19 protein-coding genes are annotated in these 25362 nt (G+C 62.9%); 12 read left to right on the forward strand and 7 right to left on the reverse strand.

Annotated features, from left to right (window positions below; genetic code table 11):
* Nucleotides 1-45: 45 nt before the first annotated feature.
* A complete protein-coding gene (locus Q0L30_RS11660) occupies nucleotides 46-816 on the forward strand; it encodes an IclR family transcriptional regulator (RefSeq protein ID WP_296655082.1) in 771 nt (256 codons plus the stop codon).
* 124 nt (nucleotides 817-940) lie between these two features.
* On the opposite strand, the gene Q0L30_RS11665 is transcribed toward Q0L30_RS11660, so the two are convergent.
* Nucleotides 941-1093, reverse strand: coding sequence for a hypothetical protein (locus tag Q0L30_RS11665; protein ID WP_296655084.1), 153 nt, complete (start codon nucleotides 1091-1093; stop codon nucleotides 941-943).
* A gap of 437 nt (nucleotides 1094-1530) precedes the next feature.
* Here Q0L30_RS11665 and Q0L30_RS11670 point away from each other — a divergent pair, with 437 nt between their 5' ends.
* From Q0L30_RS11670 to Q0L30_RS11700, 7 genes are all read left to right on the forward strand, one after another.
* Nucleotides 1531-2880 carry an MFS transporter gene (locus tag Q0L30_RS11670; protein WP_296655085.1) on the forward strand — a complete coding sequence of 450 codons (1350 nt, stop codon included), beginning with the start codon at nucleotides 1531-1533 and terminating at the stop codon, nucleotides 2878-2880.
* Nucleotides 2881-2963: 83 nt separating this feature from the next.
* Nucleotides 2964-3836: an alpha/beta hydrolase gene (locus tag Q0L30_RS11675; protein ID WP_296655087.1), complete on the forward strand. Its 873-nt coding sequence runs from the start codon at nucleotides 2964-2966 to the stop codon at nucleotides 3834-3836.
* Nucleotides 3837-4665: 829 nt separating this feature from the next.
* Complete coding sequence (locus Q0L30_RS11680; RefSeq protein WP_296655089.1) at nucleotides 4666-5526, forward strand: MurR/RpiR family transcriptional regulator; 861 nt, start codon at nucleotides 4666-4668, stop codon at nucleotides 5524-5526.
* A 265-nt stretch (nucleotides 5527-5791) separates the two neighbouring features.
* Nucleotides 5792-6838 carry a C45 family peptidase gene (locus tag Q0L30_RS11685; protein ID WP_296655091.1) on the forward strand — a complete coding sequence of 349 codons (1047 nt, stop codon included), beginning with the start codon at nucleotides 5792-5794 and terminating at the stop codon, nucleotides 6836-6838.
* Between the two features lie 43 nt (nucleotides 6839-6881).
* Nucleotides 6882-8225, forward strand: coding sequence for an aspartate aminotransferase family protein (locus Q0L30_RS11690; protein ID WP_296655093.1), 1344 nt, complete (start codon nucleotides 6882-6884; stop codon nucleotides 8223-8225).
* Nucleotides 8226-8291: 66 nt separating this feature from the next.
* Nucleotides 8292-8855, forward strand: a complete 564-nt coding sequence (locus tag Q0L30_RS11695; protein ID WP_296655327.1) for a carboxymuconolactone decarboxylase family protein — start codon at nucleotides 8292-8294, stop codon at nucleotides 8853-8855.
* A gap of 736 nt (nucleotides 8856-9591) precedes the next feature.
* The gene (locus tag Q0L30_RS11700; RefSeq protein ID WP_296655094.1) at nucleotides 9592-9888 is read left to right on the forward strand and encodes a YodC family protein; all 297 of its coding nucleotides are present in this window, start codon (nucleotides 9592-9594) and stop codon (nucleotides 9886-9888) included.
* Between the two features lie 71 nt (nucleotides 9889-9959).
* Here the strand turns inward: Q0L30_RS11700 and Q0L30_RS11705 are convergent, their stop codons facing one another.
* Together Q0L30_RS11705 and Q0L30_RS11710 are read right to left on the reverse strand one after the other, a co-directional pair.
* Complete coding sequence (locus tag Q0L30_RS11705) at nucleotides 9960-10592, reverse strand: LysE family translocator (protein WP_296655096.1); 633 nt, start codon at nucleotides 10590-10592, stop codon at nucleotides 9960-9962.
* Between the two features lie 194 nt (nucleotides 10593-10786).
* Nucleotides 10787-11107 carry a superinfection immunity protein gene (locus Q0L30_RS11710; protein ID WP_296655098.1) on the reverse strand — a complete coding sequence of 107 codons (321 nt, stop codon included), beginning with the start codon at nucleotides 11105-11107 and terminating at the stop codon, nucleotides 10787-10789.
* A 217-nt stretch (nucleotides 11108-11324) separates the two neighbouring features.
* Here Q0L30_RS11710 and Q0L30_RS11715 point away from each other — a divergent pair, with 217 nt between their 5' ends.
* Nucleotides 11325-12785: a M20 family metallopeptidase gene (locus tag Q0L30_RS11715; protein ID WP_296655099.1), complete on the forward strand. Its 1461-nt coding sequence runs from the start codon at nucleotides 11325-11327 to the stop codon at nucleotides 12783-12785.
* 112 nt (nucleotides 12786-12897) lie between these two features.
* On the opposite strand, the gene Q0L30_RS11720 is transcribed toward Q0L30_RS11715, so the two are convergent.
* Nucleotides 12898-17631: a DEAD/DEAH box helicase gene (locus tag Q0L30_RS11720; protein ID WP_296655101.1), complete on the reverse strand. Its 4734-nt coding sequence runs from the start codon at nucleotides 17629-17631 to the stop codon at nucleotides 12898-12900.
* A gap of 283 nt (nucleotides 17632-17914) precedes the next feature.
* Here Q0L30_RS11720 and Q0L30_RS11725 point away from each other — a divergent pair, with 283 nt between their 5' ends.
* The gene (locus Q0L30_RS11725; protein ID WP_296655102.1) at nucleotides 17915-18961 is read left to right on the forward strand and encodes an aldo/keto reductase; all 1047 of its coding nucleotides are present in this window, start codon (nucleotides 17915-17917) and stop codon (nucleotides 18959-18961) included.
* Nucleotides 18962-19053: 92 nt separating this feature from the next.
* Here the strand turns inward: Q0L30_RS11725 and Q0L30_RS11730 are convergent, their stop codons facing one another.
* Nucleotides 19054-19947: a tyrosine-protein phosphatase gene (locus Q0L30_RS11730; RefSeq protein ID WP_296655104.1), complete on the reverse strand. Its 894-nt coding sequence runs from the start codon at nucleotides 19945-19947 to the stop codon at nucleotides 19054-19056.
* A 338-nt stretch (nucleotides 19948-20285) separates the two neighbouring features.
* Nucleotides 20286-20651: a BON domain-containing protein gene (locus tag Q0L30_RS11735; protein WP_296655105.1), complete on the reverse strand. Its 366-nt coding sequence runs from the start codon at nucleotides 20649-20651 to the stop codon at nucleotides 20286-20288.
* Between the two features lie 332 nt (nucleotides 20652-20983).
* On the opposite strand from Q0L30_RS11735, the gene Q0L30_RS11740 reads away from it, so the two are divergent.
* Nucleotides 20984-22471, forward strand: coding sequence for an RNA polymerase factor sigma-54 (locus tag Q0L30_RS11740; protein ID WP_296655108.1), 1488 nt, complete (start codon nucleotides 20984-20986; stop codon nucleotides 22469-22471).
* Nucleotides 22472-22513: 42 nt separating this feature from the next.
* Here Q0L30_RS11740 and Q0L30_RS11745 read toward each other — a convergent pair whose 3' ends face one another.
* Nucleotides 22514-24199 carry a bifunctional aminoglycoside phosphotransferase/ATP-binding protein gene (locus Q0L30_RS11745; protein WP_296655109.1) on the reverse strand — a complete coding sequence of 562 codons (1686 nt, stop codon included), beginning with the start codon at nucleotides 24197-24199 and terminating at the stop codon, nucleotides 22514-22516.
* Between the two features lie 166 nt (nucleotides 24200-24365).
* On the opposite strand from Q0L30_RS11745, the gene Q0L30_RS11750 reads away from it, so the two are divergent.
* Nucleotides 24366-25331 (forward strand): acetyltransferase, encoded by a 966-nt coding sequence (locus Q0L30_RS11750; protein WP_296655111.1) that lies wholly within the window; start codon nucleotides 24366-24368, stop codon nucleotides 25329-25331.
* The last annotated feature ends 31 nt before the right edge of the window (nucleotides 25332-25362 follow it).

The following is a 25362-nucleotide window of genomic DNA, read 5'->3' on the forward strand; positions in this document are numbered from 1 at the left end:
CCAATAGATGGGGCGCGAAATCCAGGCTATCCTGGAGGGAAGCCTATGTGGCGCGTTATTGCGCGAGAAAACACCGTGGATGACAGCAAATCCGTAAAGTCAGCTACCCGAGTATTCGATATTCTCGAACTATTCGAACAGGAGCGTCGGCCTTTGCGTGTAGGCGAGATTGCCGAGCGGCTGGGAATTCCACAGTCCAGTGCTTCCGTGTTACTCAAGACGATGGCATTCAGGGGATACGCGGAGTATGACGCACAGCGCCATACATACTGCCCGTCAATACGTGTCGCGTTTCTATGCGACTGGGCGGCCCGCAAAGAAAGTGTGCACACCTCCGTTCATGAAGTTCTCAGAAAACTCGCACGAGAAACTGGCGAAACCGTACTGCTTGCACGCCAAAGCGGTATACGCCTGCAATATCTTTCCGTACTCGATGCGCCCTCGACATCGCGAATTTCTGCCGCATCCGGATTAATGCGCCCAATGCACATGACGGCCATTGGGATCATGCTGCTTAGCCGTATGCAAGACGATCAGATTATGAGGCTATTGCGACGTTACAATGCCGAATGTGAATCGCACGAGCCGCCAGCCAAAATTGATCAAGTTTTGGCCGCTACTGAGCGCGCACGTAACCAGGGCTATTACGAATCCGCAAGTCTTGCGACGCCCGGTTCGGGAGTTATCGCAGCAGTTATGGTGACGCCAATTCGGGATAAACTGCTTGGCATTGGAATTGGTGGCCCTGTTGCGCGCTTACATGAACACCGTGAAAGACTTGTCGCTGCTGTAACCGATACGGCGCAAGAATTTTAAAAAGCCCGCATTTGAACTTCACCCAAAAAGCCGGACACCGATCCTGATTTCCGGCGAGCCGTTCACGCATGGCCTTGACGCTGCCGCCCGACGAAAACGCGGTGCCGGCGCCGGTCTGGATCACTCAGCGGACCGAGCGATCCAGGTTGATGCGCTCCGCGGATGAGATGAGTGCAGGCTGTATGCCGGGGTCCGGGATTGCATTGCGCATTTCCGGCCTGTTGATGGTCAGCGTGACTACCCCATCTTGCTGCTCATAGAGCAGGATATCTTCCATATCGTCTCCCGATTTATTCGGCTACTGTTGGTCTGCCTTTAGATGACAGCCGTGGTCCGAGCGTAGACCGGATTGCAGGGAAATGGAACTCCTGCATACACATATGAATATTGTTGCTCCAGCAACCAAAATGCGAGACCGGAGCCAGTATCATCAAAAGGGCCAAGCGCGTGTTCGGAGTGCTCGAATACTTCCGGAATGTGCGACGGCCTATACTCGCGATGCCTTTACGTGTACCTGATATCTATGGATGTATCGGACCCGCCATTGGTGGGCCTGGTTTGTGTGTAGAGGCAAAAGTATCGGCCTTGGCCACAATCATGAACCGGTACGACAAGGCAGATGGCTATGAACGTTCGCCCGTGTAGGTGAGTTCTACATACATAGAATTTTATTTGGCTGTGCCGTGTTCTCGCTCCAATACTGCGTGTACGCCCATGAAAATGGGCGACTACAACATGGAGACATTAATGAGTACGCAGGCGCAGCCAGAAATGGTCGAGGTTCTGGGTATACCGGCCACGACCGCAACAGACCGCACATCCAGGTCGATCAGGGCAGCAACTATCGGCAGCATTATCGAGACCTACGACTGGATGATTTATACAACCTTCGCAGTATATTTTGCGAAGCAGTTTTTCCCATCCGAGAATTCAACCGCTTCGATTCTCGCGGCGTTCGCAGTCTTTGCCATCGGATTTTTCGCGCGGCCCATTGGTGGATGGCTGCTGGGGGCGTTTGCGGATCGGGCTGGGCGTCGGCGAGGCATGATGATCGGTGTTTGGGCAATGTCGGCCTCATCGTTCATCATTGCGATTCTGCCCACCTACGCGTCTATCGGCATCGCCGCTCCAATCCTGATGACTTTGGCGCGCGTGCTCCAGGGCCTGTCAGTGGGCGGCGAATATGCGACCGCAACTCTGTTTCTTGCGGAATCGGCACCGACCCATAAACGCGGTTATTACTCCAGTTTCCAGTTTTTAAGTGTGGCTGGCGGCATTCTTCTGGCTTCTGGTTTAGCTCTCGTTCTTACACACGTACTGACGAAAGAAGAGATCGAAGCCTGGGGCTGGCGTATCCCATTCGTGCTCGGAGGTTTCAGTGCACTGATTGGCGTCTACATGCGTAGTCGTATGGAAGAAACAGCGGCATTTGAAACCGCCCGCAGGGAAGGACGGGTACAGAAGCGCTCACCCATCTGGTGTTGGGTGAATTACCCGCGAGCCACATTTCGTCTTATTGGGGTGACTATTCTCGGCGCGTTCTCCTTTTACATTTTCGTCAGCTACATCCCGGTCTACGCGATTCATCAGAAGCATGCGGATCCGGGCACTACGTTCGCTGCCGGGACTGTCTGCATGGTGATTTTCATGATCATGCAGCCTCTGTTTGGCGCACTATCGGATCGAATTGGTCGTTGTCCTCAACTGATCGTGTTCTCACTCGGTTATCTGATTTTTCTGTATCCGGTTGTGAACTCCATTCACGCCAGCTTCATGTCGATTCTGTCGGTCGAATTGTTCGGCATGCTGCTCTATGGTCTCTATACCGCAGTTGCCCCAGCAGTTATGGTTGAACTCTTCCCCACGGAAGTGCGCGGCGTCGGCATTGGCTCAACCTATAACCTGATCGTGGCATTGCTGGGTGGAACGACGCCCTATCTAATGACGATAGCGAATCAGTCTAACAATACCCGCTGGTTTATTGCCTACGTGTGTTTGGGTGCCTTCCTTAGCCTGATTACGTATATCAGGATGCCCGAAACCCGGGGTATCGACCTGCACTAAAACCAGTTGATCCGGGAAGGCCATTCGAAATCGGCTTTTTCGGTTTGGTTAACGGCTTGACTACGGAGGAGGAAATGACAGTAATGGACGAGCAGCTTGTTGAGACCCCAGCCTGGTTTCTTGACGCGATCAGGGCGCCGAAGGTCTCGCGTTATGTAAACGTCGAGGGTGCGGTCATTCACTATCAGGCGTGGAATGAAGGGGATTGGGATAAACCTGCTTTGCTGTTCGTGCACGGGTTCTGTGCGCACGCAAAGTGGTGGGACTTTATCGCTCCCGCGTTCTTGAACACACATCGCGTGTATGCCATGGACCTGTCAGGCATGGGTGATTCTGAGAGCCGCATCCACTACGTCCATGAAGTCTGGAGCAAAGACATCGTGGAAGTTGCTCGAGCGGTCGGCAACGGCCAGAAGGTGGCAGTCGCCGGTCATAGTTTTGGTGGTTCACGTTCTACTGAAGCTGTTGCCCAACATCCCGAATTGTTCTCCCAACTCGTGATCCTTGATTCGTACTTCTACCTGGCAGAAGGCGAGGAATCACGTCGAAAACGGAACGTTCCTCCTAAAGGCGGTGAACGGATTTACGATACGTTCGAAATCGCATATTCACGATTTCGTTTCACTCCAGATCAATCCACGCTTCCCTTTATCTACGAATACATTGGGCGCAACTCTATCCGTCAAAGGGGCGATCAGTGGGGATGGAAATTCGATAATGAAATCCTGGGTTTCACCCATCATGATCTCGACCACTCGACTTCCCTAAAGTCAGTGCAGGTACCCGTATCGCTAATCCACGCCGAGCATTCGACCGTCGCCTCCCACTCCCTCGTCCAGCGCATTGCGGATACGGTGCCCCAATGTAAGGCCAAGATTATGATCTCGGGTGCTCAGCATCACATCATGTGTGATAAGCCACTCGAATTGATCGAGGCTCTCAAATCGGTGCTGTGACAGTGCGTCGATAGCATGGCATCCAGAATGAGCGGGTACAGTTCTCTTACGATATAGCGCTTCGGGCAGCGGTGAATTTCCTTGTTCGACATGCCTTCCCTGGTTCGTCGCTCGACGTACGCCCGGGTTCCCGGATCACTGCGCATTTGCACCATCGCAATGGTTCACAGGGTTTTGTTTGTCGCGGTCGCCTCCACGGTTCAGGCGATGTCGGACTGTTTTGCCGGAGGCTGATTCAGCTCGAACTGAATTGGAGCTTCGCTCTTACTCGTCTGCTTGACTGTGCAGTGTCCGATTCGGCAGGCAGCTGTCGAACTCAACTCATCTCCACTCGACTGTGGGCAAGTCGGTCAGGCTGCATCGTCTCCGACCTGCCGGCAATCAGCGTCGCCTCGCGCGGGTGGGTGAAAATATTTATGAATCGACGAATTGCGCCAGCTTTCGTTGGGCCAGATATTGTTTGCGAGCGGTGATTCCCGGGCCAGGTTTGTTTGCAACGCATTTGACTAAGTGATTGATTCTTCTGAGGTGGTGTTTGCGCTCGGCGTGCGGCGGTCATTCAGATGGGCGTTGGTAATTTGTTCCTTGGCGCGAGATGGGGGAGCGGCGAAGCAAAAATTTGCGCGCAATTCCCTGTGGGATAAGGGGTTGGCCGTAGCTGTCGATTTTTCACGACAGTTTTGATTGCAAGGAACTGGCTAGGACAACATCGTTTGCAACAGGACAGGAATCGTTTGTCACCCACCACCACCACCAGTCCGCCGCTCTCCGCAACACTTCACAACACAAGTGCTAACATTTGTTGTCGCCACCTCCCAATGACGCCCGCATGCCAGACAGCTTCGACCAGCTTGCCGCGCTCATCCGCGCGCGCTTTGCCGAACTGAGTCCGCAGTTCCAGACAGGTGCCGCGTTTCTGCTCGATCATCCAGACGAGGTGGCGGTGTCGTCGATGCGCAAGGTCGCCGAGCGTGCCCGCGTGCAGCCCGCGTCGCTCGTGCGGCTCTCGCAGCAACTCGGTTTCCCCGGCTGGAACGAGTTGCGCGCGCTCTTCGTCGCGCGCGTGCGCACACGGCCCGAGCCGCTCGCGAGCCGGGCCCGCTCGCTCGTGGCGGGCAGCGCGAAGGACGCGCTCGCGCACGATCTGCTCGTCGCGCAGCAGCACAACCTCGACGCCACCGCGGCGCACAACACGCGCACGATGACCGAGGCCGCGCGGCTGTTGCGCAAGGCAAAGCACGTCAACGTAGCGGGTTTCCGTTCGTGTTATGCGGTCGCGTTCGGGCTCGTTTATGGCTACCGGCTCTTTCGTCCTTCGGTGTCGCTGCTCGCGGGCGAGGCCGGGACACTCGAGATGCAGCTTCTTGGCATCGAGCGCGATAGCGCGACGATCGTGGTCAGCTTCGCGCCTTATTCCGTCGAGGCCGTGCGCGTGGCCGAAGCCGCGCTGGAGAAGGGCAGCCGCCTGATCGCAATTACGGACAGCGCGGTGTCGCCGATTGCACTCAACGCCGACAAGGTCCTCATCTTCACGCACGAAAGCCCGTCTTTCTTCCCGTCGCTCGTGGCGGCGAGTGCGCTGGCTGAATCGCTCGTTGCGCACCTGCTTGCGCTGGAGGGCACGGGCGGCGTCGCACAGCTCGAACAGACCGAGCGATTGCTCAACGCCCGAGGCGTGTACGTACCCTGAGCGTACGACGGGCTGTTTTCCGATAGTCCACGCGCGTTTTCCCGTTTTCCAATCCGCAATTTCCGTTTTTTCGCGCTGGCTGTTCCGTTGGACGGGACGGCCGGCGCCGGCGCACCCTCCTTAAATCCATTTGTTGTTTTGTATCTGATGTTGACAACATATGTTGAGTGACGTATAAATTTTCCGCGTGGACCAGGGCGGTTTCGCCGCGAGACGTTTCCCATTGGAAAGTCCCGGCGCGGCCCCGAACGAAGCGAGAATCCCCATGCAGGAACTGCCGTCTTTCCGGATCACCGGCGCGCCGGAAGCGATTGGGTGCCGGCTCGGCGTCATCGCGAAACCCATCTTCGACGCCTATACGGCGCAAAGCGCCGCCTGGCGGGCCGTGAGCCGTTGGCGCGGCAGCACGTTCGTGCGGCAACTGCGCGATGCGGCCGAACACTATTTCCCGGCCTATGTCGCCGAACTCGACGCGATGGCTGGCGCGCTCGGCTGGCCCGTGGAAGACCTGTTCCTCTGGAACTGCCGCGGCGAACTGGTTCATCGCGTGCCGGACGGCTGCACGACGCTTGCGGCGCCCACGCCGGAGGGTGGTGTGATCGCGCACAACGAGGACGGCGATCCATATCTGCGTGGCGGCTGCTTCGTGGTCGAGGTGGCGCCCGAGGGCAAGCCGGGATTCACGAGCTTCTGCTATCCGGGCTCGCTGCCGGGGCACACATTCGCCGCGACGCACGCCGGGTTTGCCCAGACGATCAACAACGTTCGGATCCGCGAGCCGCACCCCGGCGTGCCGCGCATGATCCTTGCGCGCGCCGTGCTGGACGCGGCTTCGCTCGACGACGCACTGGCGCTATTGCGCGACACTCCGCGCGCGAGCGGATTCCATCACACGATCGGTGCTACGGATGCCTCGCACGGTGTGCGCCTGTATAGCGTCGAAGCCACCGCCGCGCGTTGCTCGATCCAGCGGATCAGCGCACCATCGGGCCACGCGAACCACTTGATCCACGCCGGGTGCGAGTGCGAGGCGCAGATCGTCACCGATTCGTCGCGGGATCGCCAGGCGCGTCTTGCTCGATTGCTGCCCATGCCTGGCGCGCAACCTGACGGTGCCGCGTTTGTGGACGTCCTGCACGACCGCGGCGGTGACGGTCTGCCGATCTTCCGCGACGATCCGCACGATCCCGACGATGAGAACACGCTGGCCACGGCCTGTCTGCGCATTGCGGCAGACGGCGTGAGTTTCGATGTATGGCAGGGCGGAGAACGCGTGCTCGAACGCTTCATCGCCGCCGGTTCGCGCCGCTGAACGACAGCGCGCGTCACGCTCCATTTCGCAAAGAGGGAACCTCATGTCCAAAGTCTTTCATCGCATGCCCAGGCAGACGCTACCGGTCGCGGTGGCCGGCGACGGCATCGAAATCATCGATTCGACGGGCAAGCGCTATATCGATGCCAGCGGCGGCGCGGCCGTGTCGTGCCTCGGGCACAGCAACGCGCGCGTGATCGAGGCGATCAAGCGCCAGGCGCAGCAATTGCCCTACGCGCACACGTCGTTCTTTACCACCGAGGCTTCGGAGCAGCTCGCCGATCACCTCATCGCCGCCGCACCGGAAGGGCTCGATCACGTCTATTTCGTGTCGGGCGGCTCGGAAGCGATCGAAGCCGCACTCAAGCTCGCGCGGCAGTATTTCGTCGAAAAGGGCGAACGCGCGCGCCGCCACTTCATCGCGCGGCGCCAGAGCTATCACGGCAACACGCTGGGCGCACTGGCGATCGGCGGCAATGCGTGGCGGCGCGAGCCGTTCCTGCCGATCCTGATCGAGTCGCACCACGTGAGCCCGTGCTACGCGTATCGCGAACGCCGCGAGGGCGAGACCGACGAAGCCTACGCGCAGCGTCTTGCCGACGAACTCGAACAGAAGATCCTCGAACTCGGACCGGAGACGGTCGCGGCGTTCATCGCGGAGACGGTTGTGGGCGCAACGGCGGGCGCCGTGCCGCCGGTGCGCGAGTATTTCCGCAAGATCCGCGCGGTGTGCGACCGCTACGGCGTGCTGCTGATTCTCGACGAGATCATGTCGGGCATGGGCCGCACCGGTTACCTGTACGCCTGCGACGAGGACGGCGTGGCGCCCGATCTGCTGACTATCGCGAAGGGCCTCGGCGCGGGTTATCAGCCGATCGGCGCGACGCTCGTCAGCAAGCGCATCTATGACACGATCGTCGGCGGCAGCGGCTATTTCCAGCATGGCCACACGTACATCGGGCACGCCACCGCGTGTGCGGCGGCGCTCGAAGTGCAGCGCGTGATTGCCGAAGAGAAACTGCTCGATAACGTGCTCGCGCGCGGCGAGCAATTGCGCGCGCGCCTGCGCGAGCGCTATGCGGCGCATCCGTATATCGGTGATGTGCGCGGACGCGGGCTTTTCGTCGGCGTCGAGCTGGTCAAGGACCGCGAAACGCGCGCAACGTTCGATCCCGCATTGAAACTGCACGCGGCGATCAAGCGCGAAGCGTTCGCGCGCGGTCTGATGGTGTATCCGATGGGCGGCACCGTCGACGGCAAGCACGGCGATCATGTACTGCTCGCGCCGCCGTTTATCTGCACGGCGCAGGATATCGATACGATCGTGGAACGCCTCGCCGACGCCGTCGAAGGCGCGCTCGTCGCGACCGGCGTGGGCGTGGCCTGAAGCGCACCGCTATCACGGAGTCAACCGATGACGCAGTCGAACAAGCAATCGACCAGGCAATTGACCATGCAATCGAACCCACCACGGCTGCCCGCGTTCGACGCGGCGCACGCGACGCCCGAGCAGAAAGCCGTGCTCGACGAAATCCTCGCCGGTCCGCGCGGCAATCTGAACGGACCGTTCCTCGGCTGGATTCACAGCCCGGAACTGGCTCAGCATGCGCAGCGCCTCGGCGCGTTTTGCCGCTACCGCACGGGCTTGCCGCTGCGGCTCTCCGAGCTCGCGATTCTTGTGACGGCGGCACGCTGGCAGGCGCAGGCCGAGTGGTACATCCACTATCCGATTGCATTGCAGGCGGGCGTGCCCGAAGCGCTTGCGCAGCAGATCCGCACGGGCGCCGAACCGCACTTCGACGATCCTGACGATGCGCTGATCCATGCTTTTGTCACCGAGCTGTACGACACAAAGCGGGTATCCGGCGAAACATACGCGCGCGCGATGGCGCGCTTCGGCCGTGAGGTGACGGTCAACCTGGTCGGTCTGCTCGGTTATTACGCGTTTGTCGCGATGACGCTGAACGTGTTCGAGATGCGCGCCGAGGGGCAGAACACGCTGCCGTTCACCGAATAATCGCCCCGGATCGCGGTTGTGGCCGCGAACTGGCCAGTCTTTTGCGCAATTTTGTGCATGTCTGAACGCCCCATCCGGTTTTGCCGGTTGGGGCGTTTTGTGTCGATCGGCAGACAGCGCAGATTCCCTGAAAATCCGGCTTGAACGTGTTTACGTGACGCTGTTATTTCAATTCTGTATTTTGAAGAATAGTCAGGCTATGACGCGAAATCGGCTCGCGGTAATGATGTTGTCAAGATTATTCAAAAAACACTTCATGAGTAAATCGAACGGGCGGACGATTCCCGCAAGAATCGCTTTTAGCCTTGGCAATCCCTTTTTTGAGCAGGTCATTATGCCGCGCGCGTGCATGTTACGCGCGTGTCGATATGTGGCATTGCGTTGCAACATAATAGGCATGAAAGTTATTGAAACTGTTTGTTCGTTGTATGCCGCCTGAAGCCATATGAAGCCTTGCAAAGTCTCATGAAGTGATACGTTTGCCCGATGCAACGGTTATGCTTCGTCTGCCGGCGCGACTGCCGTTCATGTCGAAATTAATGCGCGATGCGTTTCGCATCTCATGGAAAATCCCGATATGTGCGATTTTTTATAAAAATAACTTGCGTTGATTAATTCAGGTTGTTAATCTTGGCGGGCATAAAAAGACTCCGACAACATTACTGGCAAAGCGGCGTGCGAGCGGGGATCGCTAAACTCATCAGGGTTTGCCTTAATCCTTTTTCCGGGGAACCATATGCTTGATACGACCATCGACATAGCCGACGGCGAGCGTTCTGCCGAAGCGGGTATTGGTGACGTCGTCACCCTCAAGTCCGGCGGTCCGCGCATGACCGTCATGCATGCCGGTCCAGTGGGGTTCGCCGCGGGTCACTGGCTGATCTGCCAGTGGTTTGACGAACACGGCGAACTGCGGCAGGACATGTTCGCGCAGGACATGGTCCAGAGCGTGCCGCGCTCCATTCCCGCGGCCTCGGTGAAACTGCGCCTGCCCGGCGGCCGCGCGCCTGCCAGCCGCGCTCGGGGTGTCTGAGGCGCCGCAGGCGCAATTCCCGTCCCACACTATTGCGGCCCTGACTTCGCAGGGTTGCTGCTCCTGTTTCCTCAGCGCTGACCTTCGGCTGCGATTCGCACCGCGAGGCCCGCAAGCACCGTTCCCATAAGCCAACGCTGGATCACGAGCCAGGCGGGGCGTCCCGTCAGGAACGCGGCAATCGTGCCGGCCGTCATGGCCACCGTGGCATTCACGCTGATCGAAAGCGCAATCTGGATCATGCCGAGCACGAGCGACTGCACGAGCACGCTGCCGTGCTGCGGATCGATGAACTGCGGCAACAGCGAGAGATACAGGATCGCGACCTTCGGATTCAGCAGGTTCGTCACGAAGCCCATCAGGAACAGCTTGCGCGGGCGGTCAGGCGGGAGTTGCCGTACCTGAAACGGAGAGCGGCCACCCGGCTTGAGCGCCTTCCATGCGAGCCACAGCAGATAAACGGCGCCGCCCAGACGCAATGCGTCGTATGCGACCGGCACCGCCATCACCAGTGCGGTAATGCCGAACGCCGCGCACAGCATGTAGAACATGAAGCCGAGCGCGACGCCGCCGAGCGAGATCAGGCCTGCCTTGCGCCCCTGGCAGATCGAACGTGAAATCAGATAGATCATATTGGGGCCGGGCGAGAGCGCCATGCCGAGCGCGACAGCGGCAAAGGCGTAGAGCGGGGCGACGTGATGCATGACAGGCTCCGGTGGCGTTCGGGTAGCTAACCGCACAATTAATAGCGCAGGTAACCGGGCAAACAAGCAGGTAAATAAGCGGGCCGGTTTGCGCGGCTGGCGAGGCAAGTGGCGATTATTTCATGCGCGTACGCAACGCGCTCGCCGGAAACGGCCAATCAGGCCGTCTGGACAAGGCGAGGCAGCGCCAGGCCTTAGTGCGACGAACGCTCGTGATCGGCCATCCGCGCCGCGCGCGCGGCGATGCGCTCGGACAGCAGCCGTGAAAACACGCCCATGCCGGCGCGGCGCTGGCGGTCCTTCGTTTCGGCACCGAGATTCTTTGGCGGATTCGCCTGGAACGCCCAGCAGAGCGCAAGCACCCAGCCCAAACCCGTCCAGCCGAGCACGGCGTTGAAGAGCGCGAGGACCATCAGGTCCTGACGCCCACGCCGGTCCGCGATCAGCGCGGGCAGGAAATAGAGCGCGACCGCCGCCACGAGGACGACGATCTCGAAGATAGAGTGATTCGCCATATCGATCCTCCGAAAACGAGGGGTGCCTGATGTGGCCAATGCGTGGCCAATGCATGACCAATGCGTGGTCAGCGTGTGGCCAGTGGCGACCGGTGATTCATTGTCGCGCCAAACCGGACGACGCGCAGAGCTCGTACCTGGCCGGATGGCCAATGGGATATCGGCGGGCAGGGCATCGGGGCTATCATCGCTACTTTCTTCGCAGGGGCTCTTCACCATGATTTCCGATTCGACCCAGGCTACCCGGCAACTGGATCACGATGAACTCCGCACATTCGTCGAGCGCAAATGGAACGACGAGATCGTCCCCGCCCTGACCGACTACATTGCCATTCCCGCAAAAAGTCCGGCTTTTGACCCGGAGTGGGCGAAGCACGGCTACCTCGAACGCGTCGTGCAGGATGCGGCCCAGTGGGCCGAACAACAACCGGTGCGCGGTCTGAAGCTTGAAATCGTGCGGTTGCCGGGCCGCACGCCGGTGATCTTTTTCGAAGTGCCCGCCACGCGCCCCGGCAGCGAGGAGACGGTTGTGCTGTACGGTCACCTCGACAAGCAGCCGGAATTCGCGGGCTGGCGCAACGACCTTGGACCGTGGACGCCGAAATTCGAAGACGGGCGGCTCTACGGCCGCGGCGGTGCCGACGATGGTTACGCGATCTACGCGAGCGTCACGGCGCTCGCAGCGCTCGACGCGCAGGGCATTGAGCGGCCGCGCTGTGTCGGCCTGATCGAGACGTGCGAGGAGTCGGGCAGTTACGATCTGCTGCCGTATGTCGATGCATTGCGCGAACGGCTCGGCACGGTCGGGCTCGTGATCTGCCTCGATTCGGGTGCGGGCAATTACGACCAGCTCTGGCTGACCACGTCGCTGCGCGGCCTCGTGTCGGGCGATCTGGAGGTGGAGGTGCTCGAAGAGGGCATCCATTCCGGTTCGTATGGCGGCATCGCGCCGTCCAGCTTCCGCGTGATGCGCCAGTTGTTCGAGCGGCTCGAAGACGCCGCGAGCGGCACGCTACTGCCCAAGGGCTTCCATTGCGCGATTCCCGCGAATCGCATGAGCGAGTCCGAAGCGACGGCGAAGATTCTCGGCGAAAGCGTGTGGAAGACATTGCCGTGGGCATGCGGGCAAGAAGGCCGTCGCGTGCTGCCCACCACCACCGATCCGCAACAGGCGCTGCTCGATTCGACGTGGCGCCCGTCGCTTTCCGTGACCGGCGCGGCTGGCTTGCCGGCGCTGGCCGATGCGGGCAACGTGCTGCGTCCGCGCACGGCGTTCAAGTTGTCGCTGCGGCTGCCGCCGCTTGTCGAGGCGTCGAAGGCCGTAGCCGACCTCAAGGCGCTGCTCGAATTCGAGCCGCCCTATAACGCGAAGGTCACATTCAAGCCCGATGCCGGAGCGGCCAACGGCTGGAGCGCGCCCGAACTCGCACCGTGGCTTTCGGATGCGCTCAACTTCGCCTCGCGCACGCACTACGGCGCCGATTGCGCGTATCTGGGCCAGGGCGGGACGATTCCGCTCATGAACGTGCTGCAGGCCGGCTTTCCGAAGTCGCAGTTCATGGTGTGCGGCGTGCTGGGTCCGAAGTCGAACGCGCACGGGCCGAATGAGTTCCTGCATGTGCCGTATGCGAAGAAGCTCACGGCGACGGTGGCGGAGGTGATTGCCGCCGCGCCTTGATACGGCTGGCGGCGTGAAGCTTTAGCCTGGCGCGAAGAGTGAAAGGCGTGTGCCCCGATCTCTATCGATCACACCGCTTGTCACCGCAGCGACGCGAGCGTGCTTCGCCGCGTCACCCGGTAACGGGCGCGTCGGCCTGATGGCCGCCATGCCCGCTACGGCCACTCTGGCCGCTAAGGCCAGCGAGCCATGGCCGGGCGAGCCGCGCCTGCAACGCCGCGCGTGTGGCATCGTCGAATGCGTCGAGGAAGCTGGTCCGCCCGGCGATCAGCGTCGCGGCCGGTACGCCGTCGCGGAACACGACGCGGTTGCCCGCCACGGCGGGCACTTTCTCGCCGGGCAGCAGTGTGCCGACCAGATTGAGCGGATCGGCCGCCGAAATGCAGACGAGCGCGCCTTCTTCGGCACCGCGTCTCCTCACATCGCGCAGGAGCGCGACGGCTTCCGGCAGGGCGAACTGTTCGCCCGAGAGACCGGTGACGAAACGCCCGCCGCGCAGATGCCCGCGTGCCTCCATGCGATGCAGCACGCGCAGCAGATCGCGCCACGGCGGCAGCCAGGACGCCTCGCGATTCAGCAACTGCCAGCAGACCACGCCATAGCGCCGCAGCAGCACGTTCGCGACGTGCTCCATCAATTCCGGGTCCGTATTCGTGCGGCGTAACGCCGTGGTGACGCGCTGCCGTGCGGGTTCGCTTGCCGTCGTCGCCAGGTCGCGAGGCGTGATGCTTCCGCTGTCGGCAGCGGGAGCATCGTGCAGCTCCGCTGCTGCGTCCTTCGCTTCGGGTGCACCATCGCGTGCACCACCGCGTGCATCAATCACCTGACCAGCAGGCAGTTCGATGCGTCTAAGCACGGCCCAGCGTCCCGCGTCGGCCATGCCGCCCACGAGCGGTGCGAAACCGCGTGGCCGGCGGCGTCCGTGGTGTGCATTGCGCTTCGCTGCCGGTTTCACGAGCGCGCGCAGTCCGGCGAAACTGTCCGCATTGACCAGTCCCGCCGCGACCAGCTCGCCCAGCGCGTTTTCCAGTTCCACGCCGAGCAGATGTGCGTCGGCGGCCAGTTCGTCGAAGAACATCGCACCGTGCCGCAGCAGCGTTTCGTAGACACGTCGCGCGCGCGGCCCAAGCGCTGCCGTTTCGGGCGCTTCGAGCAGCGCGGTCCAGCGCGCGAGTTCACGCCGGGGCAGCAAAACGACCGGTGTGCTGCGCACGGTTGTTCCCGATAGCACGCGCCCGGGCAACCGTCCCCATGCGAGCCACCCAGAACGGCACAGTTCGTCGAGCATCATCGGCGTGAAATCGTCGATGCGCGCGGGCAGGATCTCGTCCTCCCATGCGAGTGCGGGCGCTTCCCAGCCCTCCATCTGTTCGATCGCGGCGACGAGCGTGTCGCGGCCCGATCCGCGTGCAGCGGGAGCGACGCCCTGCCATTCGAACAGGAAGCGCATGAAATCATGGCGCTGGACCGGTTCGATCTCGCGCCGCAGCTTGCGCACCGTATAGCGGTGAATGCGCGCGAGCAGATGGCGCTCGCACCATTGCTCCTCGCGCTCGCCTGGCGTGAAGCGACCGCGCATTGCCGTGCCCTGCGCTTCGAGCGCGGTGAGTGCAAGCGCGGCAACGCTCGCCTCCAGCGCAAGCGGCCGCGCGACCTGCGCAACCGTCAGCGGGCCGAAGCCCGAAAGGCGCGCACGCACCACCTCGACGAGCGCGGCCTCTTCGGTCCACGCCGCATCGTATTCGGGCGGCGGCTTCAGCGCCGGTTCGCAGCGGGCCTGAGGATAGATCGCGCGCACGCACGCGAATCGTTCGGCGCTCACCCAGAGCGCGTCGTGTTCCGAAATTGCCAGCCGGGTTGCGCGACCCGCCTTCGCCAGCGCGTGCAGCCACTCGATCCAATGTGCTTCGCGTTGCGCTTCGTGTTCGGCGATGCCGCCGAGCGTGGTGAGCGCGTCATGCATTTCATCGGTGTCGCGCGCCTGCGGCCAGGCTTCTTCGCACACGCTCGCAATCGCCTCCACGTCGAGCGCGCCGAGATCGTCCGCCGATTCGGGATCGCTCCACCGGCGGCTCAGCACGGCCTGGGTCCGGCGTTCCTCGAGCGGCGCGTCGTCGAGGAACGCATACGGGCGCGCCGTGAGAATTTCGGCGGCGAGGGGCGACGGCGCGTTCAGCTCACGCGACACGAGCCGCACCTCGCGCGCCTCGATGCGACGCAGCAGCGCGAGCCAGCCTTCGGTGTCCATCGCGTCATGCAGGCAGTCATCGAGCGTCTGATCGACGAGCGGATGCCGCGGAATCTCGCGCTCGCCCGCGAGATTTTCGACGCACGCCACCTGATCGGGAAACACCGCCGCGAGCAGGTCCTCGCTGCGCATGCGCTGGATCTGCGGCGGCGTTTTATGCCCGCCGGTCTGGCGCGGCAGCGCGAGCGCAGTCGTCGCGTTCCAGCGCCAGCGCACGCCAAAAAGAGGCGCGTCGAGCAGCGCCTGCACGAGCAGATGCTCGGCCGTATTCGAATGCAGGTAGCGCCACACATCGTCGAGCGCGAAGCTGTGCGCGCCGGTGAGCGAGAGGATGATCGCGTCTTCGGTGGCGGCGGCCTGCAATTCGAAGTTGAACTGGCGGCAGAAGCGCTTGCGCAGCGCGAGCCCCCAGGCGCGGTTGATACGGCTGCCGTAGAGCGAATGGATCACAAGTTGCGTGCCGCCCGATTCGTCGAAGAAGCGCTCCATCACGAGCGTCTCGCGGGTGGGCAGGACGGTGAGGGCGGCGTGCGCCCGCGCGAGATATTCGGCGATCTGGCGCGCGGCGGCGGCGTCGGTTCCAAGCGCGTCGATGAGCCACTGGCACACGCGTTCGACCGCGGCCGCGGCGGGCTGCGGATCGTTTCCGTGCTCACTCGCTGAATTGCAACTAACGGCCTGCCCCGGTTCCGCCCCGGCAATGGATCGGTCCACGACGCTTTCCGCTGGTTCTGCCGGCAATGCGTCCGGCGCATTTTCATCCGTTGCGCGCAGCACACTTTCGATTTGTGTGCGCAACCGACCAATCGCAGCCGACAACTCGTCGCTGCGCCCCGGTGCCTCGCCGAGCCAGAACGGAATGTTCGGCGGCTGTCCCTGCGCGTCCTCGACACGCACGCGGCCCGCCTCGATGCGCAGAATGCGGTACGACGCATTGCCGAGTTGAAACACGTCGCCCGCAATGCTCTCGACCGCAAAATCTTCGTTGACCGTGCCGATCTGCAGGCCCTGCGGTTCGAGCAGCACCGTGTAGTCGGCGTTATCGGGAATCGTGCCGCCCGACGTGAGCGCGACGAGCCGGGCGCTGCGCCGTCCGCGCAGCACCCGGTTCACGGCGTCACGATGCAGATACGCCGCGCGCGGTCCGTGGCGGCTCGTGTAGCCCTCGGCGAGCATGCGCAGAACCGCGTCGAACTGCGTCCGTTCGAGTCCTGCCCAGGGCATCGCGCGGCGCACGAGGGCGAAGAGCGCATCTTCGTCCCAGCTGTCGCAGGCTACTTCCGCGACGATCTGTTGCGCGAGCACGTCGAGCGGCGCGTCGGGCACGGTGAGCCGGTCAAGCTCGCCGCGCCGCACGCAATCGAGCAGCGCTGCGCATTCGACCAGATCGTCGCGCGAAGTCGGGAACAGGCGCCCCTTCGGCACGCCGCCGACCTGGTGACCCGAGCGGCCAACGCGCTGCAAGAAACCCGCGATCGAGCGCGGCGAGCCGATCTGGCAGACGAGATCGACATCGCCGATATCGATGCCCAGCTCCAGCGACGCCGTCGCCACGAGCACGCGCAGGTCGCCGCGCTTGAGGCGCTGCTCGGCGTCGAAGCGGTGCTCGCGCGCGAGGCTGCCGTGGTGCGCGGCCACTGCATCGGCGCCGAGCCGGTCCGTGAGATGCCGCGCGACGCGCTCCGCCATGCGGCGCGTGTTGACGAACACGAGCGTCGTGCGATGCTGCGCGACGAGCTCGGCGAGGCGGTCGTAGACGCGCTCCCACACGTCATTGGCCATCACCGCTTCGAGCGGCACGGGCGGGACTTCGAGCGCCAGATCGCGTGCGCGCGCGTGTCCCGTGTCGACGATCTCGCAGGCCGGCGGCGCATCCGTGTTCGCGCCCATGCCGACGAGAAAGCGCGCGACCGTATCGATCGGCTTTTGCGTCGCCGACAGCCCAATGCGCAGGAGCCGCCGGCCGCACAACGCGTCGAGCCGTTCGAGACTGAGCGCGAGATGGCAGCCGCGCTTGTTGCCCGCGAGCGCATGGATTTCGTCGACGATCACGCTGCGGGCACTCGCGAGCATGCGTCGTCCGGACTCCGAGCCGAGCAGCACATAGAGCGATTCGGGCGTCGTCACGAGGATGTGCGGCGCGCGTTTGCGTAGCGCGGCGCGTTCGGATTGCGGCGTGTCGCCGGTGCGCACGGCGGTGCGGATGTCGACGGGCGGCAGGCCGAGCCGCGCGAGTTCTTCCGCGATGCCTTCGAGCGGGCGCTCCAGGTTGAGCCGGATGTCGTTCGAGAGCGCCTTGAGCGGCGAAACGTAGACGACGAGCGTGGCGTCGGGCAGCGCGCCGCCGTTCGCGAGGCCTTCGCGCACGAGTTCGTCGAGTGCGGCGAGGAATGCCGTGAGCGTTTTGCCGGAGCCCGTCGGGGCGGCGACGAGCGTCGCGCGGCGGCTCGCGATCAGCGGCCAGGCGGCGCGCTGGGCGGTGGTTGGCGCCTCGAAGCTGCGCCTGAACCAGCCCGCGACGCACGGATGAAAGCGCGCGAGCGGATCGTCGGCGGCAGCGAGGGCACTGCGATCTGGAGCGGAAGAGGATGAAGTCATGCGCACGCAGTTGGGGACGTGTCGCGCGTGGTTCCCGCGCGCACACACGATGCAGTCTCGCAGCTTTTGCGCGCGCCTGCCACGCGACTACCAGGCGACTACGAAGCGGCTACCAGGCGCCTTTCTTGCAATCGCGCGGCGTGCCGGAGCGGCACATCAGGCCGTCATGGCGCGGCACGAGCACGGCAGCATCCTGCATCCGGGTTCGCTTTCTGCACGCTCGCGCATCGAGCGGTATGCTCGCCCCGTTGGTTTTTCCATGAACCCAGCACGGAGTCTCGACATGCGATACAACACCCTTGGCCACACCGGTCTGTTCGTTTCGGAACTGTGTCTCGGCACGATGACTTTCGGCGGCGGCGACGGTATCTGGCACCAGATCGGCGACGTCCAGCAGGCCGACGCCGATCGCCTTGTGGGCCGCGCCATCGACGCCGGCATCAATTTCATCGACACCGCCGATGTCTATTCGCAGGGCGTGTCCGAGCAGATCACCGGACAGGCCCTCAGGAACCTCAAGATCCCGCGCGACCAGGTCGTGATCGCGACGAAGGTTTTCGGTCCGATGGGCGAGTCGCCCAACCAGAGCGGCGCGACGCGCTACCACATCATGGATGGCGTGAAGGCGAGCCTCAAACGTCTGCAACTCGATCACATCGACCTGTACCAGATCCACGGTTTCGATCCGGCGACGCCGGTCGAGGAAACCGTGCGCGCGCTCGACACGCTCGTGCAGCAGGGCCACGTGCGCTACGTGGGCGTATCGAACTGGGCGGCGTGGCAGATCGTCAAGGCGCTCGGCATCGCGCAGCATCGTGGGCTTGCGCGCTTTCAGTCGCTACAGGCGTACTACACGATCGCGGGCCGCGATCTCGAGCGCGAACTGGTGCCGATGCTCGCGAGCGAAGGACTGGGACTGATGGTCTGGAGCCCGCTCGCGGGCGGGCTGCTGAGCGGCAAGTACGGGCGCGACAAGGACGGTGAGGCGGGCAGCCGGCGTACGACGTTCGATTTTCCGCCGGTGGAGCGCGAGCGCGCGTGGGACTGTGTCGATGCGATGCGCTCGATTGCCGACAAAAAAGGCGTGTCGGTCGCGCAGATCGCGCTTGCGTGGCTGCTGCATCAGCCCGTGGTGACATCGGTGATCGTCGGAGCGAAGCGCATCGATCAACTCGACGACAACGTAGCCGCGACGAAGGTGAAGCTCTCGGCTGAGGAACTCGCCGTGCTCGACGATGTGAGCCGTCTGCCCGCCGAATATCCGGGCTGGATGTTTGCACGCCAGGGTGAGCGGCGGCGTGATTTGATCAGCCAGTCGGAACGCGGATAACAGTACGTTGAAGTAAATCGCAGGACGTGGCCGCGCACCGCACGGTGCGCGGCCCATTCAACACGAATGAAAGCGCGCGAGCAGACGCTTTATCAACCAAGCAATTTCGATTTCAGCAGATTCTGTGTGCTGCTACTCAGGTTCAGACCTTCGGTGATATAGCCGCTCGTCGAACCGAAGCTTGTCACTGCCTGGTTAAAGCCGGCCAACAGGAAATGTGTCTGAACGCCAAGCAGCGGATAGAAGTTGTCGGCATAGGTCTGCCCATAGTGGGCAATCATGGCGTTGTATTGCGACTCGATAGACGCCGCGGAATAAATGTTGGTCAGCAGATAATCCTGAATCACCACGCTTTCCGGCACTTCTGCGAGCGTCAGCAGAATCGCCGCGATCCAGCCTGCGCGATCCTTTCCGGCGGTGCAGTGAAAAAGCTGGGCATTCGCACCGTTGGCCATGCCCGTGAGCGCCTCGCCGATTCGCGCGCGTATGCCTGCATCGGTGACGAATTGCCGTTCGATTTTCTCCATAAAGGCAGCGGCGTCGGCGGGTGACTGGAGCGTGGGCACGACCACGTTACTGCTCCCGAGAATATCGACGTTGACGTATTTCGCACCGGCTGGCACGGTATCCGGCGCCTGCGTAATTTCCGAGCCGGTTCTCAGGTCATAGACGGCCTTGATTCCCAGAGTGTTGATCGTTGTGAGGTCCGCAGCGGACAGGGCGAGTGCGTTAGACCGGTAAAACACGCCTCGACGCAGTTTCTGCCCGCTAGCGGTCCGATAAGCCATATTGTCGTCGGCGCCTGCAAGGTCGCGAAAGTTGTTGACCGAAGCGAGAATCGGTGTAGGTGGCGTCGGTGCAACCGGCGCGGGACTCGTTGGCGTGGCCGTGGCTGTACTGTCATTCCCCCCGCAAGCCGTTAGCAGCGAACTGCCGACTACCGGCAGCATCAGCGCACCAAACGCGCCTTGAACCGTCCGCTGCATCAGTCTGCGTCGGCCCGGCGAATGCGGTGCGTGTTGTGTTTCGTATCGGCAATGCTGCATTGCTATCCCTCCAAAAAAGAAAGCCGCAATGCTGCAATCTACCGATTGCATCGATATGACCGATTAGCATCTCGAATTATTTTGGTGATTATCCGAATTCGGGCGAACGCGGGTGAATCGGCTTACACGCCGTCCGCGGCGTAACCCGTCGCTGTGTCAGCCAGCCGGAACGCGGTTAGCAGGACGTGGCCGCGCACCGCACAGTGCGCGGTGCGCGGCCCATTCATGCAGAGCAGGGATGTTGGTGGCAATTTCCGGGACACCGCATCAAGCGGTGCTCAACGGGCCACGACCTTCAAATGATCCTTTACCTCCGTTACGCCGGCCACGTTCTGCGCGACCAGCTTCGCGTTATCGCGATCTTCGGCACTCGGCACGGTGCCTGTGAGCGAAACGACGCCCTTGTGCGTCTTGACGTGAATGTGTTCGGACTTCACTGTTTTCGCGGCGAGCAGATCGACCTTTACTTTGGTCGTGATGAATGCGTCGTCAACGTGCCGGCTGATTTTCCCCGCCGTGGCGGAAATGCCCGAAGCGCCCGAGGGCGCAGGCGTTTCCGATGCGCTCGTCTGCGCGGCGGCCGTGAACGCCAGGATCATGCAGGCGGCACCCGCAGCGGTTTGTAGAATCCGGATGTATTTCATGGTGGAACCTCCTTTTCCGATGGTATCCGTCCCATCCCCGCAAGGACCGCGCCGTGCTGCACAAAATCGCCTTGCGGCAGGCTACGAACGGCGGTTTATTCTGCTGCGGATGCATTAAAGCGCGGCCTGGCGGGGCTAAACGAGCCGGGGGGGTGGAAAAAAGCGCGCCAATCTTGCCGGTCGATTGTAAAAATGTCCGCTGACTCGCCGCGCACGTGCGCCGCAACGAGGGATTCGCCAAACCCGATTTCGTTTCAGGTCAGAGAGTTATAAAAGCTGGCACAGGTATTGCATGAGGACGTTCAATCTCATCGGTCAAGAACGGAATTGCCATGCCTTCCATCGCGCTTCACGCGCGCCAGCAAATTGCGCTGACGCCGCGCCTGCAGCAGGCGGTGCGCCTGTTGCAACTGTCGTCGCTGGAGTTCCAGCAAGAACTCCGCGAAGCACTCGACACCAATCCGTTCCTCGAATACGTCCCGCCCGCGCAGGAAACCGGGGAAGCCGCGGAGGCTGCGCAAGGCGCAGCGGGCATCGGCACGGTCGATGCCGCGGTGCCCGAAGCGGGCGTCGAGATCGTGGCGAGCGACGGCATGGACGGTGCGATGGACGACGGTGCGATGTCGCTCGAATCGCCATCGTATTCCGGCGAAATGTCCGTGCCCGGATCGCTGCGCGCGTCGAACCATCGCGGCCCCGACGACGGCGACTCCGAAGCCTCCGAGTGGGTGCGCACGCCGATATCATTGCGCGAGCAACTACACGACGCGCTGCGCCTCGCGCCGCTCGACGACCTCGATCGCGTGGCCGCCCAGCTCGTGATCGAAGCGCTCGACGACGACGGCTACCTGCGCCAGGATCTTGCGGATATCGCGCACGTCGACGGCGTCGGCGACACGCTCGACGAAGACCGCCTGCGTGTGGCGTTGCGCGTGGTGCAGTCGCTCGACCGGCCGGGCATCGGCGCGCGCTCGCTGTCCGAATGTCTGGCGCTGCAACTCGAAGCGATGCCCGTTGACACCCCGCAGCGCGATCTCGCGCACCGGATCGTCACGGAGCATCTCGAACGTCTGGCGCGCCGCGAGAACGGCGAACTGCAGCGTCAGCTTGGCTGCGATGCCCACACTTTGCAGTCGGCCTGCGCCCTGGTGCGCCATCTCGATCCAAAGCCGGGCGAGTGTTACGGCCGCGCGGACGGTGGTTACGTCGTGCCGGACGTCATCGTGCGCCAGGTGCGCGGACGCTGGGTTGTCAGCGTGAATCCGGCCATCGAGCCGCGGGCGCGCATCCACAAGCTTTACGCGGACATGTTTGCGCGCTCGGACCAGACGAGCCGTTCGCCGCTCGCGCAGCAACTGCAGGAGGCGCGCTGGCTGATCCGCAATGCGCACAAGCGCTGCGAAACGATCCTGCGGGTGGGCGAATGCATCGTCGCGCGGCAGAAGGCGTTCTTCCAGTACGGCGAGATTGCCCTGCGGCCGATGCTGCTGCGCGATGTCGCCGACGAACTCGGCCTGCACGAATCGACGGTTTCGCGCGCAACGGGGAACAAATATATGGCGACGCCGCGCGGCATTTTCGAATTCAAGCGCTTCTTCCCGCGCGAACTGGAGACGCGCACGGGCGGCACGTGCTCGGCAGCCGCCGTGCGCGCGCTCATCAAGGAGATGATCGATTCGGAAGACCCGCGTGACCCGCTCTCGGATGTCGTGCTCACCCAGGAGCTGGACCGGCAAGGCGTGCGCGTCGCGCGCCGCACGGTCACGAAGTATCGCCAGATGATGAAGCTGCCCGCTGCGGAAATGCGCAAGCAGTTTTGATGCGTAGAGGTGCTGTGGAAGTTACGCGCTGATTCCGGCGGATTATGCGGACGCGGTTCCTGTTTCCCGCACGCTCATTCTTTCGAAAAGCGGCGCCCACCACACGGTGCTTGCGAACGCATCCATCGGCACATTCGTGTCCAGGTCGACGGTAACGCGCCGTTCCGCGCAATCGAGCGGATCGGCGCTCGCCATCTGCGCCGCGAGCACCGCTTCCCCCGCATCCGAAGCATCGCGTGGCCCGCGTGCGCGCGCATTGACGCGTTCGATGAGCACCGCCGGGGCGGCATGGAAGTGAAGGATCAAGAGCGGCACTTCGAGCCGATGAGCCAGCGCCGCGAAGCGCGCGCGATGCTCGGCCCTCAGGAATGTCGCATCCACGAGCGCGGTATAGCCTGCGCCGAGCACGGTAGTCGCCAATTCGACGAGACGGTCGTAATGCACCGCGATGGCTTCGGGCGTATAGGCGTTCGCAGGCAGCGTCTGCAACTCGGGCGGCGCGAACGGTCGCACGCGCTTGCGTTCGATATCGCTCGAAATTCGGATTGCGCCGATCTGCTCTGCGAGCGCCCGACTGGCCACCGATTTTCCGGAACCCGACAAGCCGTGGCACAGCAACAGCGTTGGCGTGCGCGCGCGCGTCGTGTGGGCTGCGAGTTCGAGGTACGGCGTGTACGGTCCGGCCTCGATTTGAGGCGTCGAAGCCTGTGCGTGCGGCGGCCCCGCCTTGAGCAGCGCGACCATGGCCCGCACGAGCGCCCGGTACGTCACGTAAAGCGGCAGCGCTGCGAGTCCGCCGAAGTCGCCGGTTGCTTCGAGATAGCGCGCGAGCAGGCGGTTCGCGTGGCGCGCGCGCCCGTGCGCGTGCAAATCCATGACGAGGAAGGCGAGGTCGGCGGTGACGTCGATCCAGCGCAGGTCGTCGCTGAATTCGATGCAGTCGAACATCAGCACCTGGCTGCCGTGACGAATGAGATTGTCGAGATGAAGGTCGCCATGACACGCGCGCACGAAACCATTCGCACGGCGTGCATCGAGATGCGCGGCAAGGCGTTCGAGTTCGCCTTCGCAATAACGCCTTAGCTGCGCCGTTCGAGCGGTCTCAGCCGTGCGGGGATCGCGCTCGACCGGTGCGAGCGCGGCCAGCACCTGGTCGCGCAGCAAAGCCGCCGTTCCGGCCCGCGTCGGGCCGTGTGGGAGCCGTTGCGCATGCAAATGGTTTTTGGCGAGTCTTTGCGCCGCGCTGTCGATGTCGGTGTCGTCAAGCTCGTCATGCGCGATGCGACTTGAGAAAAGCTCGCGCTGATCGAAGCGCCGCATCCGTACAGCGTAATCGATCACGCGGGCGCTGCCGTTGCCGCCGCTGTTGCCATTGCCGCGGCCAAGGCGGCAGCGTCCCGCGTCGATCGAAAGCGGCTTCACGTCGAGGTAAATCGCACCGGAGAAGGGCCGGTTGAGCCGGATCTCGGCTTCGCAGCAGCGGCGTCGCGCATCGAGCCTGGTGAAATCGACGAAACCGAAATCGACGGGCTTCATGATCTTGTACGCGTAGCGCCCGGCCAGATAGACCACCGAAATATGTGTTTCGATGCGCACGATACGGCCCGCCGGATGCGGATACGTTCCCGCCCGCCGCAGCGCTGCGTCGATGGCGCGGCTATGGCGCCGGGCAGCGCGCAGACGGTTGCTCCGGTGCTGCGAGCGTGTGGGATGGGGCGCGTCGGACATGAGCTGATGCTTCGGACGTTATCGCGTTCGAGCATACACGGCATCGCGCAATGACGGTGTGCTGTCGGCCTGCGTGCCTGCCGACGGCGTCAATTGCGGGGGATTTTGTCTGAATGGCCTTTCGTGCGCGATACTGTGAAAGTTATCGTACTGAGATTGACAGAACATGGCGCACTTCGACGTATTCAATGGCGACGCAGACGGTATCTGCGCGCTGCACCAGCTCCGGCTCGCGAGACCGCGCGAGGCCACGCTGATCACGGGCGTCAAGCGCGACACCGAGCTCGTTGCGCGCGTGCCCGCGCATCGCGGCGATTCGCTGACGGTGCTCGATATTTCGTTCGATTCGAATCGTGAGGCGCTCACGAAGCTGCTCGACCAGGATATCCGCATCGAGTACTTCGACCATCACTACGCGGGCGATCTGCCGCAAACCGTGAATCTCATCGCACATATCGACACCACCGCCCAGGTCTGCACGAGCGTGCTCGTCGACCGGCATCTGGCTGGCCGCTACCGCACCTGGGCGATCACGGCGGCGTTTGGCGACAACCTGGGCGCGACGGCGCAGACGCTCGCCACGCAGGTGGGGCTCACGCAGGCGCAGACGGATCAGCTGCGCGACCTTGGCGACTCGATCAACTACAACGCCTATGGCGACACCGTCGAGGATCTCATCATCGCGCCGCAGACGCTGTACGAGACGCTCAAGCCTTACGCCGATCCGTTCGAATTCATCGCTGCGGAGCCTGTCGTGCAGCGTCTCGCCGAATGCCGCAAGGAAGATCTGGCGCTCGCGCAAACCGTTACGCCGCTGATCGCGCTGCAGTACGGCAGCGTTTTCGTGCTGCCCGACGCGCCGTGGACGCGGCGCGTGCGCGGCGTGTTCGGCAACGCGCTCGCGACCGGCGAGCCCACACGCGCGCACGCCGTGTTGACGACCAACACGGACGGCACCTATACCGTGAGCGTGCGTGCGCCGCTCGCGAGCCCGCGCGGCGCCGACGAACTGTGTCGCGCATTCCCCGGCGGCAATGGCCGTGTGGGCGCGGCGGGCATCAACAGCCTCGAGCACGGCCGGCTCGACGCATTCGTCACGGCGTTCGCGCGCGTGTTCGGGCGCACGCGTTAAGCGCTTCCAGCTTGCGGCTTCTATTTTTCAT

Source organism: Paraburkholderia sp. (genome assembly GCF_024281035.1).
In the GTDB taxonomy this organism is placed as follows: domain Bacteria; phylum Pseudomonadota; class Gammaproteobacteria; order Burkholderiales; family Burkholderiaceae; genus Paraburkholderia.

Bases quoted from the DNA above. Each gene is read 5' to 3' on its own strand.
- Q0L30_RS11660 (WP_296655082.1), top strand. From the start codon at position 46: ATGTGGCGCGTTATTGCGCGAGAAAACACCGTGGATGACAGCAAATCC.
- Q0L30_RS11665 (WP_296655084.1), bottom strand. From the start codon at position 1,093: ATGGAAGATATCCTGCTCTATGAGCAGCAAGATGGGGTAGTCACGCTG.
- Q0L30_RS11670 (WP_296655085.1), top strand. From the start codon at position 1,531: ATGAAAATGGGCGACTACAACATGGAGACATTAATGAGTACGCAGGCG.
- Q0L30_RS11675 (WP_296655087.1), top strand. From the start codon at position 2,964: ATGGACGAGCAGCTTGTTGAGACCCCAGCCTGGTTTCTTGACGCGATC.
- Q0L30_RS11680 (WP_296655089.1), top strand. From the start codon at position 4,666: ATGCCAGACAGCTTCGACCAGCTTGCCGCGCTCATCCGCGCGCGCTTT.
- Q0L30_RS11685 (WP_296655091.1), top strand. From the start codon at position 5,792: ATGCAGGAACTGCCGTCTTTCCGGATCACCGGCGCGCCGGAAGCGATT.
- Q0L30_RS11690 (WP_296655093.1), top strand. From the start codon at position 6,882: ATGTCCAAAGTCTTTCATCGCATGCCCAGGCAGACGCTACCGGTCGCG.
- Q0L30_RS11695 (WP_296655327.1), top strand. From the start codon at position 8,292: ATGCAATCGAACCCACCACGGCTGCCCGCGTTCGACGCGGCGCACGCG.
- Q0L30_RS11700 (WP_296655094.1), top strand. From the start codon at position 9,592: ATGCTTGATACGACCATCGACATAGCCGACGGCGAGCGTTCTGCCGAA.
- Q0L30_RS11705 (WP_296655096.1), bottom strand. From the start codon at position 10,592: ATGCATCACGTCGCCCCGCTCTACGCCTTTGCCGCTGTCGCGCTCGGC.
- Q0L30_RS11710 (WP_296655098.1), bottom strand. From the start codon at position 11,107: ATGGCGAATCACTCTATCTTCGAGATCGTCGTCCTCGTGGCGGCGGTC.
- Q0L30_RS11715 (WP_296655099.1), top strand. From the start codon at position 11,325: ATGATTTCCGATTCGACCCAGGCTACCCGGCAACTGGATCACGATGAA.
- Q0L30_RS11720 (WP_296655101.1), bottom strand. From the start codon at position 17,631: ATGACTTCATCCTCTTCCGCTCCAGATCGCAGTGCCCTCGCTGCCGCC.
- Q0L30_RS11725 (WP_296655102.1), top strand. From the start codon at position 17,915: ATGCGATACAACACCCTTGGCCACACCGGTCTGTTCGTTTCGGAACTG.
- Q0L30_RS11730 (WP_296655104.1), bottom strand. From the start codon at position 19,947: ATGCAGCGGACGGTTCAAGGCGCGTTTGGTGCGCTGATGCTGCCGGTA.
- Q0L30_RS11735 (WP_296655105.1), bottom strand. From the start codon at position 20,651: ATGAAATACATCCGGATTCTACAAACCGCTGCGGGTGCCGCCTGCATG.
- Q0L30_RS11740 (WP_296655108.1), top strand. From the start codon at position 20,984: ATGCCTTCCATCGCGCTTCACGCGCGCCAGCAAATTGCGCTGACGCCG.
- Q0L30_RS11745 (WP_296655109.1), bottom strand. From the start codon at position 24,199: ATGTCCGACGCGCCCCATCCCACACGCTCGCAGCACCGGAGCAACCGT.
- Q0L30_RS11750 (WP_296655111.1), top strand. From the start codon at position 24,366: ATGGCGCACTTCGACGTATTCAATGGCGACGCAGACGGTATCTGCGCG.